The organism is Nostoc sp. FACHB-133, from assembly GCF_014698055.1.
In the GTDB taxonomy this organism is placed as follows: Bacteria; Cyanobacteriota; Cyanobacteriia; order Cyanobacteriales; family Nostocaceae; genus Nostoc.
The window spans coordinates 25,309-43,109 of sequence record NZ_JACJSH010000043.1 but is presented as its reverse complement, the minus strand read 5'-3'; the positions used below and the strand labels follow the sequence as shown (position 1 = coordinate 43,109).

Sequence of the window (17,801 nt, the reverse complement as noted above, 5' to 3'; positions counted from 1 at the left end):
ATGTGAATTACTCACGGCGAAAAATAAAGCCTGCGCCTTACCCCCATGTCTGTTCGCGCAGCGTGTCGAAGACAAGCCAGGGGCTTCCACGGCGCGAGGTGTTTGGTGAAGTGTTACAGGTGGGTGAGACAACTACCCCGCAATTCACCAGTCTCTAAATACACAAAAACAAGTTTTTGGCAATTTGGCAGATCAACGATTTTTGATACTGATATTTTTGGGATTGTGCAACGAATGTAACAGAAGTTGCCATAACCAGGTGGTCTAGATTTTTAAGTTACTTCTGTAATTCCTTAAAGACATCAATTACAGCTAGTTATTTCAACTGGTATGTCAACGTGTCGGTGCATAATCAACTCGTACAGGAAATCAAGTATGTCAGGCGTAATTAAACGTCGTCAATTTATTCGGGCAACACTGGCAGCAACTGCAAGCATAGGCGTATCTAAGATTGCTTCTGCAACCTATCGTGGTGAAGAATGTGTAGAAGCGCTGGTGATTGGTAGCGGTTTTGGTGGAGCAGTTGCAGCATTGCGCCTTGGTGAAGCTGGAATTAAAACCATAGTATTGGAACGGGGACGACGATGGCCAATAACCAATGCAGGTAATACTTTCTCCACATATCAAAACCCAGATGGTCGGTCTACTTGGTTAAGTCCGACTACAGTTATATTCAACCAAGTTCCAATTGATATTTATACTGGTGTCCTGGATGTTAAGGTAGGCGATGGCATTATTGCTTATCGTGGAGCAGGGGTGGGAGGCGGTTCGCTAGTCTACAATGCTGTCAGTTATCAGCCAACTAAAGAACTTTTTTATCAAGTCTTTCCACGCAGCATCAAATATGAGGAACTGGATAAAGTTTACTATCCAAGGGTGCGTTCCGTCCTCAAACCATCTCCCATACCGGATGATATTCTAAAAACTGACTACTATTTAGCAAGCCGTATTTTATTAGAGCAAGCAGCCAAAGCTGGTTTAAAAGCCCGCAAACTTGATGTAGCTGTTGATTGGGATATCGTTCGCCAAGAAATTGCGGGTAAGAAGGTTCCTTCGGCGATCGCAGGTCAAGTTTACTATGGTCTTAACAGTGGTGCGAAAAATAGCTTAGATCGAAATTATCTGAGCAGGGCAGAAGCTACTAAAAAGGTGGAAATTCGACCCCTACATGTAGTCAACACGATCGAAGAATACCATGCTGGGCGTTACCGAGTTACCTGCAATCAAATCGATGAGCGGGGAGTTGTGCTGGCTAAAAAATTCTTTATCTGTCGTTATCTGTTTTTAGCAGCCGGTTCCATTGGCACCACCGAATTGCTTTTACGTGCCAAGCATAATGGGACATTGGGTCGCCTAAACAATCAAGTCGGAAAATTGTGGGGAACTAACGGTGATGCGGTGAGTGCAATCGTTACCTCTGGTCAAACTAATGCCACATTGGGCGGGCCAGCATCGGTAGTAATTGAAGACTTGGACAATCCCATCGCGCCATTAGTCATTGAGCAGCTTCCTTTTCCCATAGTTCCCCAAGGTGTCTTAGCTCCTATTAGCCTAGCGATCGCCAAGCCAGAGGGCTATCTGACTTACAATACTTCTACGCAATCAGCTAATCTATTCTGGCCAAAAGACTCAGCCAATAATCAGAAAATTACCCAGGCTAATCAGTATACTTACCAACGGCTAAATCAAGCGAATGGTACAACTTTTGGCGCACCACTTGACTTTAGCGCGACAGCGCATCCCCTTGGTGGTGCAACTATGGGTGCTGTATGCAACACTTACGGCAAAGTCCACGGCTATTCTAATTTGTTTGTTGTAGATGGTTCTCTGATTCCTGGTTCGACTGCCTGTACTAACCCATCGCTAACCATCGCGGCTTTAGCGGAGCGGTGCATGGATCGCTTTCTCAATAAGAAGCTTCCTGAAAGCATGGAGTGGGAGTAAAGATAGGCTACTATAAGCTACACCTGAAAGACTAAATTATGGTGTAAAGAAATGCTGGTGTTGTGAATATGTTATGATTTCGAGCAAAAAGTCTCTGTTCAGAACATTTAGAAGATGGGAACTCTAGCTAATAAGTTTAATTACAGTATCCCACCCAACACAGCCAATGATGTCCCATCCTGCTCATCCCACTTTGGGCCAATCTTCTTACCCGCGCTTGACTAGAAGCTTAAGTGCTGTTGAAAGTTGGGGTTTTGGTTTAACAGCTCATATTTCCTGGACAGCATTGGTTCCAGCAATTCATGCTGCTCTCGGTCCCCAAGCTATTTTTGTCTGGATACCTGCGGTGATTTTTGGAATGCTGCTCAACTACCAGGTAAAACGCTTGGGTATGCATTTTATAAATGTGGCTGGAGGAACGCCTAACTATGCTACTAAGTTGCTGCAAAACTATCCAGGAATAGCTTGCTATGCAGCAATTGGATACTTGCTCAACTGGGTTTCCTACCTGTCAGTTAATACCATCGTTCTCAAAGATTTAATTAAGGTGAATTTGGAGGCGCTGGGTATTGCCTGTCCAGAAATACTTTTAGATATTGGCTTTACACTGTTGCCATTTATAGTCGCGTTTAGTGGAACTCGCGCCCTAAGTATTTTACATTTATTTTTTGTAATTCCAGCCTTTGGATTGCTAATTACCTTCTGTGTACAGGGTCTTGGCTGGTTAGCTTTCTCTGGTGATAGTCCTGGGTTTTTTCCTAGCAATTGGTCATCTCTGGGTTTTGTCGATTGGGCCAAGTGGTTCTTTTTCGTCACTTATGCCACCTACAGTTGTGAAACGGCTTCTTCTTTTGTCGCCGATAGCCGCCAACCCACCCAGACGCTACGTTTTCTAGATGTTGCAGCATGGATGATGCCACCTATCTTTTTGGGGGGATCTTGGGTAATGATGCGGTTAGCAACCGATCCCAGCCTCAAAGACAATGCTTTTATGAATCTTGTGGCAGCTTCCCAACCTTTCTGGGGAAAATCAGCAGCTATAAGTGTTTCCTTTTTGCTAGTAGCTGCTTGTCTTTTAGGTTCGGCAACGGTTGTTTCTAATTGTCCTCGGATTTTGTATCAGTTGGCTTTAGACAAACACATCTCACCTGTATTTTCCGTTGTTTCACGTCGGGGTGTATTTGCGCCAGCACTGACATTAACACTGGTGTTGTGCCTGATTTATTTGATTTGGGGAGATGTCGCACGAATCGTAGCCGTTGGTAATGTTGGCTGGTTTGTCTCCTTTATGTTATTGCATTTGGGGCTTTGGCTGCGGCGCGATCGCTCGGAAGTTTTGTTCCCTCGCATATCTCTGGTGATTCTGCTGTTAGAAGTTGTGGTGCTAGTGGTGGGCGGACTTGCCTGGGGTTGGCTCAACTTGCTAATTGGGCTATTATTTCCCATTGGGGTTATGGGAATAGATGCAGTTATTCGCCGGGTGAAATTCCCTCCATTTCATCCCAGTTGGTGGAGGCAGCGATATCGCACACGCTCTCAGGTAATTATCAAGGACTCGGTAGTTCTCCAGGTGATCATCCTGATTTTTTTACTATGCAGCGCAGTGGCAGTTGGCTGGTTGTTTGGTGACAAACTTAATAAAGCGACAAGTGCAGGGGGTGAAAACCTATTTGTGGTGCTGCTGATGACGGTGGCATTTGTGGGAGTAGCGATCGCTTGTTGGACAAGTTTACCGCAAGTGGTTGCGATCGCAGAAGCCCGTGAAGCTGCCGAACACCTATTTACTGTTGCCCAAGATGGTATTTTAGTTGTGGACGATCAAGGTATTATCCAGCAGGCGAATCCAGCCACTGAATCTTTCTTTGGTGTCAACCCATCTGAGTTAGAGGGAAATCACCTCAACAAATGGCTAACTGCATTAGTCTACTATCCAGACGAGTGGACAAAACGCAGCGAACAAACCTTACTCCGCAATGCCAAAAACAAAATCCTAGAAGTTTCTATCTCAGACAGGCCGCATCAGGATTTTCAAGAGTATGTCGTCATTCTCCACGACATTACCCAGCGCAAACAAGCAGAGCAGATATTGCGATATTCAGAAGCACAATTACGCCAAGAGGCAAATCATTTAGCATCTCAACTCGTGCGTAGTGAAAAAATGTCCAGTTTGGGGCAGTTGGTAGCAGGTGTAGCGCATGAAATCAACAACCCAATCAATTTTATTTATGGCAATGTTAGCTATGCCAATCAATATATCCAAGATTTATTGAGACTACTGCAATTATATCAGCAAAACTATCCTAATCCAGTAACGGAAATTCAAAAAGAAACAGAAGCCATCGACCTAGATTTCTTGATGGCAGACTTGCCAAAGTTGTTAACTTCTATGACCGTTGGTGCCGAAAGAATCACAGAAATTGTCCTATCTCTGCGAAACTTTTCTCGGTTAGATGAAACAGAGATGAAAGCTGTAAATATCCATGATGGTATAGATAATACATTGCTCATTCTAGAACATCGACTCAAGGCTAAATCTAACTCTCTAACAATTGACATCATCAAAGAGTACGGCGATTTGCCATTAGTAGAATGTTATGCCGGACAACTGAATCAGGTATTTATGAATCTTCTAGCAAATGCGATCGATGCTTTAGAAGAGGCAGTGGAGAATGGTGAGTGGGAAGTAGGGGAAAAAGCGCTTTCTACTCCCCAGATACGCATTCATACTAAACTCACTAGCGATAATCAGGTAGTCATTTGCATTGCTGATAATGGTACAGGCATTCCAGAAAAAGTACAAAAACAGTTGTTTGAACCATTCTTTACTACTAAACCAGTTGGGAAAGGTACGGGATTAGGTTTATCTATTAGTTATCAGATTATTACTCAAAAACATCAGGGAAAATTAGAATGTATTTCTGCTCCTGGCAAGGGGACAGAATTTGTAATTGTAATTCCGCTAAATCAGCAAACTATCTAATTATCAACATCATCTGACGTAATTAAATTTTTAACTAAAATAAAATAAACAGGTACAGTTTTACGTAAAAGCGTAGCGTTTTTAATACAAAATAACGCATTAACAATGCAGGCTGATGCATTAACAATGCAAGCCAACGCATTAACAATGCAGACCGATGCACTAACAATGCAAGCCGACGCATTAACAATGCAAGCCGATGCACTAACAATGCAGGGTATGGCCAAATTTAATTCGCTATAAATTAATGAAATTCTGTACCAAGCTGAATCTACTTTTGACATTAGAATAAGAGTCTGGCTATTACTCCGATTTTGGTAGTTAAAGAAAGGATTTGCTCATGGCAAGAGATAAAGCTTATCAAAAAGCAGAGCAGCGCATTGAAAAGGCACGGCAAGAGGGAGCAATAAAACTCGATCTCAGCAACAACCAACTGACCGAACTGCCAGAAGCGATCGCATCCCTGACTCGGTTGCAACAGCTTAATCTCTCCAACAACCAACTGACCGAACTGCCAGAAGCGATCGCATCCCTGACTCAGTTGCAAGAGCTTAACCTCCGCAACAACCAATTGACAGAACTGCCAGAGGCGATCGCATCCCTGACTGGATTGCAACAGCTTTCCCTCTCCGACAACCAATTGACAGAACTACCAGAAGCGATCGCATCCCTGACTGGGTTGCAAGAGCTTTACCTCCGCAACAACCAACTGACCGAACTGCCAGAAGCGATCGCATCCCTGACTGGGTTGCAACGGCTTGACCTCCAGAACAACCAACTGGCCGAACTGCCAGAAGCGATCGTATCCCTGACTGGGTTGCAAGTGCTTTTCCTCCAGAACAACCAATTGACAGAACTGCCAGAAGTGATCGCATCCTTGACTGGGTTGCAAGTGCTTGACCTCGACAACAACCAACTGATCGAACTGCCAGAAGCGATCGCATCCCTGATTGGTTTGCAAGTGCTTTTCCTCCAGAACAACCAATTGACAGAACTGCCAGAAGCGATCGCATCCCTGACTGGGTTGTAAGAGCTTTACCTCCGCAACAACCAACTGACCCAACTGCCAGAAGCGATCGCATCCCTGATACAGTTGCAAACACTTAACCTCTCCTACAACGTACTGACGGCACTGCCAGAGGCGCTCGCATCCCTGACTGTGTTGCAACAGCTTGACCTCCGCAACAACCAATTGACCCAACTGCCAGAGGCGCTCGCATCCCTGACTGGGTTGCAACAGCTTTACCTCTTCGACAACCAACTGACCCAACTGCCAGAAGCGATCGCATCCCTGATACAGTTGCAACACCTTGACCTCTCATACAACCAATTGACCCAACTGCCAGAGGTAATCGCATCGCTGATACAGTTGCAAAATCTTAACCTCTCTGATAACCAACTGGCCGAACTGCCAGAGGCGATCACATCCCTGACCCAGTTGCAACAGCTTGACCTATCGTATAACAAACTGACTCAACTGCCAGAATCAACCAAAAATCTAACGAAACTAACTGTATTGTCACTTTCTGGAAATGAATTTGTCTCGTTTCCGAACGTAATTACAAGCTTGCAAAAATTGAGAGAACTTTATGTGATCGACAATAAAATTGAGCAGCTTCCTAATGAATTCGGTAATTTAACACAGTTAAAAAAACTTTGCTTAGGAGGAAAACAAATTTCCTCTAATACATTTTATAAAGACGTGACTCATGGGAATAATCTGACATCACTGCCTCACAGTTTTACTCAACTTGCTCAGTTAGTTGAACTTAATCTTGACGAAAACCCCTTGAACCCTGAACTAGCGGCGGCATACGAGCAGGGACTCGACGCTGTTATGGCGTATCTTTGGGCAAAGACAGAAGCACAGGTGATGCTGAACGAAGCCAAGCTGATCCTGATTGGCGAGGGCGAAGTGGGCAAAAGTTGTCTGTTGGGGTCATTGCGGGGTGATGAATGGGTGGACGATCGCCCCACGACTCACGGAATTGAGATTAAGCCTGTAATTGTCACTGATCCTGACAGTGGCATAGAAATCACGTTGAATGGTTGGGATTTTGGCGGTCAACGGGTTTATCGACCAACGCACCAGTTGTTTTTCAGTGCGCCAGCCGTGTATCTCGTGATCTGGAAACCACGGGAAGGCCCCCAGCAGGGCTTTGTCAAAGAGTGGATTACGCTGATCAAAAATCGAGAACCAGATGCAAAGGTGTTGGTCGTCGCAACCCACGGCGGTCCCGGACAGCGACAACCGGATATTGACAGACAAGAAATTTTGGATCAATTCGGCAAAGATACAGTAATCGATTTCTTCCATGTAGACAGCAAACCCAACCAGGATACGACGGATTGCGCTGGTCTTGCAAAATTAAAAGATACTATTGCTCGTGTCACTGCATCTCTTCCCGAAATGGGGCGTTCCGTTCCTGCAAAGTGGCAACGTGTGCGGGAAACCTTACAGACAAGTGACAAAGCCTATCTCCCCTACAATGATGTCATTGCCATCTGCACTGAACAGGGAATCGATGAGGAGCAAGCAGAACTGTTCCTTCGCATCTCCCATACACTAGGGCATTTCATCCATTATCATAACGACTCAACACTACGCAATATCGTCATCCTCAAACCCGACTGGCTGGCAAAAGCGATCAGCTTCGTGCTAGATGATAGAATGACACGTAGACGCAACGGTTTGGTGGAGTTTGAGCATCTCAGCCAGTTGTGGAGCCATCCGCCATTTGCAGGCAAAGAAGGCTACCCCTCAAAATTGCATCCAATCTTTCTGCGGCTGATGGAACGCTTTGATCTATCCTACAAAGTGGTATTCGATCCGTCAGAAACTAGCAATACCACCCTGATTGCTCAACTTGTTTCCGACACACGCCCGGAGCCATTGCCCAATTGGGGAGAGAAACCGGAAGCGGGAGACAGGCAACAGATACAAATCTGCCGCATTGTGGATAGTCGCGGACAGTTTGCAGTAGCAGAAGGGTTATTTTATCAATTGATTGTCCGGTTGCACAAATACTCACTGGGGCGGACGAATTACGAAGACAGCATCCACTGGCAACGGGGCTTAATGCTTGACAATGACTACAACGGTCGGGCATTGCTGGAGTATGTTGGTACTGATGTAAAAATCACAGTGCGGGCAGCTTATCCAGAACGGTTCCTGTCTTATCTCACGGAAGAGATTAAATGGCTATTTAATCCCAAGAATCCTTATTCATGGAAAGGTTTGCAATGTAACGAGATGGTACCTTGTATTACACCTTGCGGTATGAATACACCTGGACACGGACTGTTTGAAGTACAAAAACTGATTGACAGTAAACGTCAGGGTATGCCGAAATTTCCCTGTATGATTTCTGGTTGTAATCAATGGCTAGACATTGATGAGTTAATGCGAAATGCACCAACCTCACAGCAAACACCTATTGAGAAAATGCTTGTTGAAGAGTTTGGAGAGATGAAGGACAAACTATATACCCTTGGCGCACAACTGCAAACAGGCTTTCAGGTGTTGGATAAGAACGATCAGCGTATCTTGAGCCAAGCGGACGAGCGGTTTGCAGAACTAATGCAGATGCTCACCGATGAAGCGAAAGATGGGCCGCGCCTGTTCAGCTTTAAGCCCATTGAACCAGGATTTTTCGATCGCCCCAAATGGATTAGTGCGAAGTTTCAACTCACCCTTTGGTGCGAACACGCACGTCAACCACTTCCAGCCTTAAATCTCAACGACAAGAAAAAGGGAGTCTATGAATTAGACTTACCGCGTGAGTGGTTCACCAAGGCAGTCCCCTATCTCAGAATTTTGACCGGAACCCTGAGCTTAGTCTTACCTGTGGCAGGTTCAGCAACTAAATTTATACTGGATGATACTACCTACAAAGCCATTGAAGAACAACTCGATTTAGGACAGAAAAGCATCGAGTCTACTTTGAAGGGAAGTGATATGGCTTTGGCTGGAAAGTCCAAGAGCGATGCTTCCTTCTTGGAAGGCGATGCAATCCGCGCTCAAGGCTCAATTTTGCGAGAATTACACGCCTTATTAAAAGAGAAAGATCCTAGTTTTGGTGGTCTAGTGCGGGTGCAAAACAAACGCCGTGAATTTCTTTGGGTTCATCCTCAATTTATAGATGAATATTAATTGACAAGGGATATTAAAGCTATTTCCTAATTTTTCATGATTATACAGGAAACAGAATAATGTTAAAAGTTTTTGCCGATCGCGGTGGTACATTCACAGATATTGTTGCTGTTACTAATAATCAGGCAATTATAGACGGACTATCAAGATATCCTGAACGTTTTTTAATTGTTTCCCTACCTAAAGGGCAATGGATTATAGTCTACAAACTACTTTCAGAAAATCCCGAACAATATCAAGATGCAGCCATCCAAGGTATTCGAGATATCATGGGTATTGTTAGCAACGAACCTATTCCCACTGAAGCGATAGAAGTTGTAAAAATGGGGACAACAGTAGCAACAAATGCGCTGTTAGAAAGAAAAGGCGATCGCGTCGTTCTTCTGATCACCAAAGGATTTAAAGATGCACTACGAATTGGCTACCAAAACCGTCCTAATATCTTTGCCCGTCATATCGTTTTACCAACCATGCTTTATGAGCAGGTGATTGAGATTGACGAGCGTTATGATGCTCATGGGAATGAATTAATACCTGTAAATATTGAGCAAGCAAAAAATGACTTACAAGTAGTTTACAAAACAGGGATTCGGAGTTGTGCGATTGTTTTTATGCACAGCGATCGCTATCCTGAACACGAACAACAAATCGCCAAAATCGCGCAAGAAATCGGCTTTACACAAATATCTATATCTCATCAAGTTAGTCCGTTAATGAAATTAGTCAGCCGAGGAGATACAACAGTAGTTGATGCTTATTTAACTCCTATTCTACGTCGCTATGTCAACCAAATAGCGAGTCAGTTACCTGGAGTAAAATTGATGTTTATGAAATCTGACGGCGGTTTAGTTGCAGCCGAACAATTTCAAGGCAAAGATAGTATTTTGAGTGGCCCGGCTGGTGGTATTGTCGGCGCAGTTCAAACTAGTAAAAGAGCAGGTTTTGAGTTAGTTATCACCTTTGATATGGGAGGGACAAGTACAGATGTCGCCCACTTTAAAGGAGAGTATGAACGACAATTAGATTCAGAAATTGCTGGGGCGCGGATGCGAGTTCCCGTATTAGCAATTAATACCATTGCGGCTGGAGGCGGTTCAATTCTCTATTTTGATGGTTCTAGTTATCGTGTTGGCCCTCAATCTGCTGGTTCAAATCCTGGGCCTGCTTGTTATCGATGCGGGGGGCCATTAGCGGTTACTGATGCCAATGTGATGTTAGGCAAAATTCACCCACAATATTTTCCCTCAGTTTTTGGAATTGATGGCAATTTACCTTTAGATAAAGATACTGTCATTCAGCAATTTACCCAATTAGCCCAAGATATTCAAGCTGCCACATTAAATTATTGTACTCCCGAACAAGTAGCGGCTGGATTTATTGCGATCGCAGTGGAAAATATGGCGAACGCAATTAAAAAAATAAGTCTGCAACGAGGTTATGATGTCAGCCAATATGTGCTTTGTTGTTTTGGCGGCGCAGGCGGACAAGTTGCTTGTTTAATTGCCGATACTTTGGGAATGAAAAAGATATTTCTTCATCCTTATGCTGGTGTTCTTTCTGCTTATGGAATGGGATTAGCTGATGTCCGGGCGATTAGAGAAGTAGGAATAGAACAGGCTTTAACCCAAGCATTAATTCCTAAATTACACCAGTTAATGAAATATTTAGAAACTCAAGCTAGAACTGAAATAAATGAAGTTAATACTCAAACAGAAATAGTCCAAAAAATAAACTTAAAATATGAAGGAACTAACTCTACTTTAACCGTTAACTTTGCCGATGATGTGTTACTAATGCGGCAAGAATTTGAGGAGGAACATAAATCCCGCTATGGTTTCATTCAATTAGAGAAAACTTTAATTGTTGAATCAGCCTCAGTAGAAGTAATTCAGAAAATGGAGACTCCCGAAGAACCCTTAATTACTCGTACACGTTCTATAGTTGAAGCCCCCGAAGCAGTTGAGATAGTAAGGATGTTTACTGCTGATAAATGGTATGATACGCCTGTTTACCGACGGGAAAATTTACAACCAGAAGATAGTATTAATGGGCCTGCGATAGTTGTTGAAAAAATTAGCACAATTGTAGTGGAACCTAACTGGCAAGCAAGATTAACTGAATGTAATCATTTAATTCTACAGCGTCTATAAACTGCTTATATAACAAGTGTTTGTGGTGTCCAAGTTAAAAAACAACGATTTCCTTTCCGTTCCGTAACTTTTGCACCTAGCCTATCATAAAAACTAAGTCCGCGACTGTTGCGAACATCAGCATTCCAGGCAAGATGGGTGCAGTCATTGTCCTTTGCAACTTGAGCTAAATAACTCATTAACGCGGTTCCTGCTCCCTGACTTCTCATACCTTCGTCTACATACAAATCATCAAGCCAGATACTCGGTTGCCCTACAAAAGATGAGTATCTGAATCCATATAAAGCAAACCCAACCACACACTCTGAGGTTTCTGCAAATAAAATGTAAGAAAAAGGTACTGTTCCAAAAATCGTTTTACGTATTTTCTCCTCAGTAACTTGAAGTACACCAGAATAAGCACCAATATTTCTATCAAACTCAGACTTTTTTTGGATAAAGGAAAAAATTAGTAATACGTCATCAGGTGTAGCAGGCCGAATCTTCATTAAACTACTTTAATCACTTTAGTAGATAATTTTAGCAAAAAATAGGAATCAAACATGTACACAACAACGCAACCAGATCCAGTCCGCTTAGAAATATTCAAAAATCTCTATCAATTTATCGCCGAACAAATGGGAATTGTTCTCCAAAATACAGCAACGTCTGTGAATATCAAAGAAAGGTTAGATTTTTCCTGTGCTATTTTTGACTCATCGGGATTATTAGTAGCAAATGCCCCTCATATTCCCGTACATTTAGGTTCTATGAGCGAAAGTGTTCGCAGTTTAATTAACGATAAAGGCGACACCCTAAAACCAGGAAATGTCTATCTATCTAATAACCCTTATAACGGCGGAACCCACCTTCCTGATGTCACTGCAATTACCCCTGTTTTTTTGGAAAGTAGTGAAAATAATCCATGCCCAATGCCCCATGCCCAATGCCCCCTGCCCCTATTTTTTGTTGCTTCTCGTGGACACCAAGCAGATATCGGTGGAATTACCCCTGGTTCAATGCCTCCTCACAGCACCACAGTAGAAGAAGAAGGAATTCTTTTTGATAATTTTCTCTTGGTTGAAGATGGCTGTTTCCGAGAAGCCGCAGTAAGACAGCATCTTTCAAATCATATTTATCCTGCTCGTAATCCTGACCAAAACATTGCTGATTTTAAGGCACAAATTGCCGCAAATGAACGAGGAGGACAAGAACTTTATAAAATGGTTTCACAATATGGAATTGAAACTGTTCAAGCTTATATGAAGTTTGTGCAAGCTAATGCTGAGGAGTCAGTCAGGAAGGCTATCAATCTTCTCAAGGATGGCTCATTTAGTTATGAGATGGATAATGGGGCAAGAATTAAGGTAAAAGTGACAATTCATCAAGAAAGGCGCAGTGCTACTATTGATTTTACTGGAACTTCTGAGCAACTAAATAGTAATTTCAATGCTCCGAAAGCTGTAACTCAAGCAGCAGTATTGTATGTCTTTCGGACTTTGGTTGATGATAATATTCCTCTGAATGCCGGGTGTCTTAATCCTCTAGAAATTATTATCCCAGTCGGCTGTATGCTGAATCCAACCTATCCAGCAGCAGTTGTAGCGGGTAATGTAGAAACTTCTCAAACAATTGTTGATGCTTTATATGGCGCTTTGGGTGTGATGGCTGCTTCTCAAGGAACGATGAATAATTTTACTTTTGGTAATGAGCAATATCAATATTATGAAACTATCTGCGGCGGCTCTGGAGCAGGAATTGATTTTGATGGAACTGATGGTGTTCATTCTCACATGACTAATTCCCGTTTGACCGATCCAGAAGTTTTAGAAACCCGTTATCCTGTACTTTTAGAAAGCTTTAGTCTTCGTCCCGATAGCGGTGGTAAAGGGCAATATTCCGGTGGTAATGGAGTTGTCCGCCGCATCCGTTTTTTAGAACCTATGACAGCTAATATTCTTTCTGGACATCGAGTTATTCCTCCCTTTGGATTAAATGGTGGGGAAGCCGGAATTGTTGGACGCAACTGGATACAACGTCAGAATGGAATTGAAGAAAATTTAGACAGTACAGCAACAGTAGAGATGAAACCTGGGGATGTTTTTGTGATAGAAACTCCTGGCGGAGGAGGATTTTGTAAAGTCTCCTAGTGGTCTGTCAAGTTTAAATTTATGGGTAAGTGAGTTCGTAGCAAGGACTTAAGTTCTTATTTTTCAAGCACTAAAGTGCTTACTACAAACCCTCAAAACTAGTGGTCTGTCCCATTAAATTTGAGGGATAAGAGAACGAACCGCAAAGGACGCAAAGAACGCAAAGGAAGAAGGAAAGAAGAGAAATTTAAAACTGATTCACCTATCAGAATTAATGGAACAGACCACTAGTACCAATGATTTACGCTGATTTTAAAAGCTATCAATAAATTTCACCGATTGTTCCGAAGTGTCTATTTGTGATATTGATTGACAAAAGATTTTATCTGTAATAACACTTGTCAATCCAAATTCGCATTTCTTCTTCAGAACCAAAACAGGCAGAGCGTCCTGTCATCGGATCGTAGGCGTGCCAAGAAGAAACGTTACCACGCCAGTCAGATTCGTGCCACACTTGGAGGTCAGAACTACTAGCCATCCAGATGACAAAATTTTGCCAATATTTTTGTAAATTTAACAAAACATTAAATTTATTCATAGTGAAAGCACCTGATAAACAGTGAACTATTACTTTTACTTTCACGTAATACTTTTCAACTGAGAAGGTACAGTTTTGGACAATTTGATCTAGTACAGTTAAGGCGCATTACAACTGGTATAGTAAAAAAACTCTCAACTGTACTAGGTAAAGTTGGTAGAAATAGTTTATATTGCCAGTATTGATGATTATTTAGTCATTGACGAGTGCGCCAAAATGAACATTTTATTAGAACGGCAATCACCTAAACCGATTTATTTACAGATCCGCGATCGCATCAGTCATCTGATTAAATCTGGCGCACTCAAAAGTGGCGATCGCCTCCCTTCTATTCGCTCTCTAGCAGAAAGCTTACAAGTTAATAAACTCACGGTTATTGAAGCATATAACGTTTTAGAAGCAGATGGGATTGTTTCTGCTCGTCAAGGTTCAGGATATTTTGTCAGTAGCATTCCTCTTAAAAGCACTAACCTAGAATCTAAATTTGCTCCAGCCCAAAATGTCATAATTACAAAACCAGGAAAGTGTTCTTTTTATGATATGTATACTCCACTGGTGCAAGCACAGACACAGCCAGGAATAATTAATTTTGGCTACGGTTATCCTCGTCCACCAAAAGATATTAACCTCATTGCTAGACGAGCATTAAGACAAGATGATGCTGATATTTTCTTTCCTCATGAGATGCCGCAAGGACAACTAACTCTGTGTAGACAAATTGCTCAGATGTTAGTACATCAAGGATTAGAGGTTTTTCCAGAAGATTTAATTATTACTAATGGCTCTCAGCAAGGGTTGTCATTAGCGATGAATTATTATGTACAACCTGGTGATTGGGTGATTGTGGAAGCTCCCACTTATTATGGTGCAATTTCTATCTTAGAAAACTTAGGAGCCAAGATTATTGGTATTCCCATGACTGCGGAGGGAATGAATTTAGATTTATTAGAGCAATATCTCCGCAGCCACCGCCCGAAATTAATTTATACAATTAGTACTTTTCATAATCCAACAGGATTGACGACAACACAAAATCATCGTCAACAATTACTAGCATTAGCAGAAAAATATGAATGCCCTATTTTGGAAGATAATGCTTATGAAGGAATAAATTTTGATGCTGTGCCAGCGCCAATTAAAGCTTTAGATAAAAATAATTTGGTGACTTATTTAAGCACCTTTTCTAAAACTTTAATGCCTGGTTTACGAGTTGGCTATATGGTAGTTACAGGTAAGCATTATCAAGCAATTATTGAGCAGAAGTTGCTCCATGACTTGCACACATCCAGTATTTCGCAAACAATAGTTAGCGAATATCTCGCTTCAGGACATTACCGCCGTCACCTCAGCCGACTTCGCACAGATAATCTGCAAAGTCGTAATATCATGCTGCAAGCTTTGGAGCGTTATTTCCCTGAAGAAATCCGGTGGACAGTTCCCACGGGAGGATTATTTCTCTGGGTACAGTTACCAGATGATATTCCGATTGGGACAATTCGTAACGAAGCTTTTGCAGAAAATGTCTACCTGGCGTGCGGTTCGGCATTTTTCCCCAATAAGCAAGGTTATCCGGCGATGCGTCTAACTTTTTGTCTCTCGCCAGAGGAAATTGAGCAAGGTATTTCGATTGTGGGTAAGTTGCTGAAAAAGTATATTTCTAGAGGATGTGTAGATACAGAGCGGCTTGTTGTCAAACACCGTATATCTAATTATCAACCTCTGGTTTACAGTTCATAGGTTATGCATGGATAATTCTTGGCCATTCTGGAGCAGAATCAATTAACTTCGGCAGCAAATGAATAAATGCCTGAAGAGGTACTTTCTGTAATTTAAACGATCGCTATCACCATAATTCCTTTCATCCCTTCGCCATTGAAGCCGGAAACGCTTATTTGCTAAGATTTCCAGTGCAACAACATTAAAACAGGGCAACTTCTCATCACCATGCCAACATCTACACTTGACGATAAAGACGCAGCAGCAATCCAAGCTGCCAAAGTTGGGGTTGCAATATGCGATCGCACCGCCTGGGGACGTATCAAAGTAGCTGGCGACGATCGCCTTACTTTCTTACACAACCAAAGTACTAACAATTTCCAAATACTCAAGCCAGGACAAGGTTGTGATACGGTTTTCGTCACTTCTACAGCGAGAACAATTGATTTAGCAACCGCCTACGTTAGAGAAGATGCGGTAATCCTGCTAGTTTCACCCAACCGCCGCCAATATCTCATGGAATGGCTGGATAAATATATTTTCTATGCCGACAAGGTGGAATTATCCGATATCACAGAATACACCAACACCTTCAGCCTCATTGGCCCAGGAAGCGACGCTGTTTTAGAAAAATTGGGTATTGGCGAACTCATTGGCCAACCTTACGGTAATCACCAAGTATACACGATCGCTCCGGCTGAGGGAGTGCGAATTGCTGTGGGTAGTGGGTTAGCTGCTCCTGGCTACACCTTCACTTTCCCTTATACTGACAAAGCAACAGTGTGGAACAAATTGTTAGAAGCTGGGGCGGTAGAGATGAGCGATCGCGCTTGGGATGCTTTGCGAATCCTACAAGGTCGTCCTGCCCCAGATGCTGAACTCACAGATGATTACAATCCTCTGGAAGTTGGTTTGTGGCAGACAATTTCTTTTACTAAAGGTTGCTATATTGGCCAAGAAACCATTGCTCGGTTAAATACATATAAAGGTGTAAAACAACACCTTTTGGGTATCCGCCTCAGTGCCCCTGCATCAGTTGGAAGTGCGATCGCAGTGGGAGATGAAAAGGTCGGCAAACTTACCAGTTACACAGAAACGGGTGATGGTTATTTTGGACTAGGTTACATTCGCACCAAAGCTGGTGGCGTAGGTTTAAAAGTCAAAGTGGGAGAAACTGAGGGTGAAGTCATAGAAATCCCCTTTGTTTCTCACGAGTACCCATAAGTAATTCAAGTCAAAATATCTTCTTCTTTATTCCTAGTGCCGTAACAAAATTCATCTACCCAAGAAGCTAAACTACGGGCATTAGTGGTTGGTATCACTTTGCTTTTAACATCTTGTGGTTGAATATTCGGTTGCTTGCCGTTACTTTTAACCTCAGTAGTAATTGCTAGCGATCGCACTGGTTTACCATTACTGTTAATCTCAGTAGTAATTGCCAGCAATGCGCCTACAGGGATTCGGACAGATGGCGCGTTGCTTTTAACCTCGGTAGCTAATGCCACAGATGGCATAGTTTTGGCTTTGCTGTTAACCTCACTGGTCATTTCTGAAGGGAGGCGTTCAAGGAGTGATGTCTGACGAGAAGTTGCAAAGTAGCTACGTAGTGGTTGATATTCGCTTAGAAAACCAGAATTTGGCGTTTTAACCGGAGTATCTGGAGCGATTTTAGTAGCAAATGCAACAGCTAACTCAGGTTTGCGTGTGCGAACTACCTCAGCAGTAGCCGTAAAGGATGGCACAAGTGCATCAGTCTGTGACAAGTTGGAGTCTAAAGTCTTGGCAAGAGAATGAAGCGCAATCTTGCTGGCAGTTACAGCTGATGACAGATGTTTATCCTCATAATGCTTCTCATCTGGCAACTCACTTTCAACTTGGCTCGTAGCCATAGAATGGTCTGATTTTATTAAACCTAACTCTTCATCAGGATTGAAGTTAAGACCTAAAGCGGCGACTATTTTATCTGGATCGTTATTCAGATCCAGCATAAAAGCAAGTATTTCATCAAACTGGGGTTCTAAAACAGACAGTGTTGCCAAAATAAAACCGGACAAAGGACGGCGCAAACCATCGTAAGTGCCCCAAATTCGCATTCTGACCAGCCAGGTAATATTTTGCTTGTAGTAAATAAGCCATTTTTGCTTTAAGGATTGACGCAGCTGTTGGATATTCATTGGATGCCTCGCTTCAG

12 protein-coding genes and 1 pseudogene are annotated in these 17,801 nt (G+C 42.7%); 10 read left to right on the top strand and 3 right to left on the bottom strand.

From position 1 onward, the window contains the following. The first annotated feature begins 375 nt into the window (after positions 1–375). The 7 genes and pseudogenes from H6G86_RS26980 (at position 376) to H6G86_RS26955 (ending at position 11,227) form a co-directional block, all read left to right on the top strand. Complete coding sequence (locus H6G86_RS26980; RefSeq protein WP_190936893.1) at positions 376–1,944, top strand: GMC oxidoreductase; 1,569 nt, start codon at positions 376–378, stop codon at positions 1,942–1,944. A gap of 166 nt (positions 1,945–2,110) precedes the next feature. Next, entirely contained in the window at positions 2,111–4,924 is a 2,814-nt protein-coding gene (locus tag H6G86_RS26975; RefSeq protein WP_190936892.1) for an ATP-binding protein, read from the top strand. Positions 4,925–5,029: 105 nt separating this feature from the next. Then, the gene (locus H6G86_RS26970; protein WP_190936891.1) at positions 5,030–5,167 is read left to right on the top strand and encodes a hypothetical protein; all 138 of its coding nucleotides are present in this window, start codon (positions 5,030–5,032) and stop codon (positions 5,165–5,167) included. A gap of 97 nt (positions 5,168–5,264) precedes the next feature. After that, a complete protein-coding gene (locus tag H6G86_RS26965; protein WP_190936890.1) occupies positions 5,265–5,954 on the top strand; it encodes a leucine-rich repeat domain-containing protein in 690 nt (229 codons plus the stop codon). 12 nt (positions 5,955–5,966) lie between these two features. Then, a pseudogene (locus tag H6G86_RS39670) lies at positions 5,967–6,578 on the top strand (leucine-rich repeat domain-containing protein); the annotation flags it as partial. A 183-nt stretch (positions 6,579–6,761) separates the two neighbouring features. Continuing rightward, positions 6,762–9,077 carry a COR domain-containing protein gene (locus H6G86_RS26960; protein WP_313931462.1) on the top strand — a complete coding sequence of 772 codons (2,316 nt, stop codon included), beginning with the start codon at positions 6,762–6,764 and terminating at the stop codon, positions 9,075–9,077. A 59-nt stretch (positions 9,078–9,136) separates the two neighbouring features. Continuing rightward, positions 9,137–11,227, top strand: a complete 2,091-nt coding sequence (locus H6G86_RS26955) for a hydantoinase/oxoprolinase family protein (RefSeq protein ID WP_190936888.1) — start codon at positions 9,137–9,139, stop codon at positions 11,225–11,227. 5 nt (positions 11,228–11,232) lie between these two features. Here H6G86_RS26955 and H6G86_RS26950 read toward each other — a convergent pair whose 3' ends face one another. Beyond that, the gene (locus tag H6G86_RS26950; RefSeq protein ID WP_190936887.1) at positions 11,233–11,715 is read right to left on the bottom strand and encodes a GNAT family N-acetyltransferase; all 483 of its coding nucleotides are present in this window, start codon (positions 11,713–11,715) and stop codon (positions 11,233–11,235) included. A 54-nt stretch (positions 11,716–11,769) separates the two neighbouring features. Here H6G86_RS26950 and H6G86_RS26945 point away from each other — a divergent pair, with 54 nt between their 5' ends. Next, positions 11,770–13,356, top strand: a complete 1,587-nt coding sequence (locus tag H6G86_RS26945) for a hydantoinase B/oxoprolinase family protein (RefSeq protein ID WP_190936886.1) — start codon at positions 11,770–11,772, stop codon at positions 13,354–13,356. Positions 13,357–13,678: 322 nt separating this feature from the next. Here H6G86_RS26945 and H6G86_RS26940 read toward each other — a convergent pair whose 3' ends face one another. Further along, on the bottom strand, positions 13,679–13,894 hold the full coding sequence (locus H6G86_RS26940; RefSeq protein WP_190936885.1) for a hypothetical protein: 216 nt from the start codon (positions 13,892–13,894) through the stop codon (positions 13,679–13,681). Positions 13,895–14,047: 153 nt separating this feature from the next. Between H6G86_RS26940 and H6G86_RS26935 the strand changes: the two genes are divergently transcribed. Both H6G86_RS26935 and ygfZ read left to right on the top strand, forming a co-directional pair. Further along, on the top strand, positions 14,048–15,631 hold the full coding sequence (locus tag H6G86_RS26935) for an aminotransferase-like domain-containing protein (RefSeq protein ID WP_190936884.1): 1,584 nt from the start codon (positions 14,048–14,050) through the stop codon (positions 15,629–15,631). A gap of 207 nt (positions 15,632–15,838) precedes the next feature. Next, a complete protein-coding gene (ygfZ, locus tag H6G86_RS26930) occupies positions 15,839–16,834 on the top strand; it encodes a CAF17-like 4Fe-4S cluster assembly/insertion protein YgfZ (protein ID WP_190936883.1) in 996 nt (331 codons plus the stop codon). A 5-nt stretch (positions 16,835–16,839) separates the two neighbouring features. Here the strand turns inward: ygfZ and H6G86_RS26925 are convergent, their stop codons facing one another. After that, positions 16,840–17,784 (bottom strand): DUF5331 domain-containing protein, encoded by a 945-nt coding sequence (locus H6G86_RS26925; RefSeq protein WP_190936882.1) that lies wholly within the window; start codon positions 17,782–17,784, stop codon positions 16,840–16,842. Positions 17,785–17,801: the final 17 nt, after the last annotated feature.

Bases quoted from the DNA above. Each gene is read 5' to 3' on its own strand.
- H6G86_RS26970 (WP_190936891.1), top strand. From the start codon at position 5,030: ATGCAGGCTGATGCATTAACAATGCAAGCCAACGCATTAACAATGCAG.
- H6G86_RS26955 (WP_190936888.1), top strand. From the start codon at position 9,137: ATGTTAAAAGTTTTTGCCGATCGCGGTGGTACATTCACAGATATTGTT.
- H6G86_RS26940 (WP_190936885.1), bottom strand. From the start codon at position 13,894: ATGAATAAATTTAATGTTTTGTTAAATTTACAAAAATATTGGCAAAAT.
- H6G86_RS26925 (WP_190936882.1), bottom strand. From the start codon at position 17,784: ATGAATATCCAACAGCTGCGTCAATCCTTAAAGCAAAAATGGCTTATT.
- H6G86_RS26950 (WP_190936887.1), bottom strand. From the start codon at position 11,715: ATGAAGATTCGGCCTGCTACACCTGATGACGTATTACTAATTTTTTCC.
- ygfZ (WP_190936883.1), top strand. From the start codon at position 15,839: ATGCCAACATCTACACTTGACGATAAAGACGCAGCAGCAATCCAAGCT.
- H6G86_RS26960 (WP_313931462.1), top strand. From the start codon at position 6,762: ATGGCGTATCTTTGGGCAAAGACAGAAGCACAGGTGATGCTGAACGAA.
- H6G86_RS26975 (WP_190936892.1), top strand. From the start codon at position 2,111: ATGATGTCCCATCCTGCTCATCCCACTTTGGGCCAATCTTCTTACCCG.
- H6G86_RS26980 (WP_190936893.1), top strand. From the start codon at position 376: ATGTCAGGCGTAATTAAACGTCGTCAATTTATTCGGGCAACACTGGCA.
- H6G86_RS26965 (WP_190936890.1), top strand. From the start codon at position 5,265: ATGGCAAGAGATAAAGCTTATCAAAAAGCAGAGCAGCGCATTGAAAAG.
- H6G86_RS26945 (WP_190936886.1), top strand. From the start codon at position 11,770: ATGTACACAACAACGCAACCAGATCCAGTCCGCTTAGAAATATTCAAA.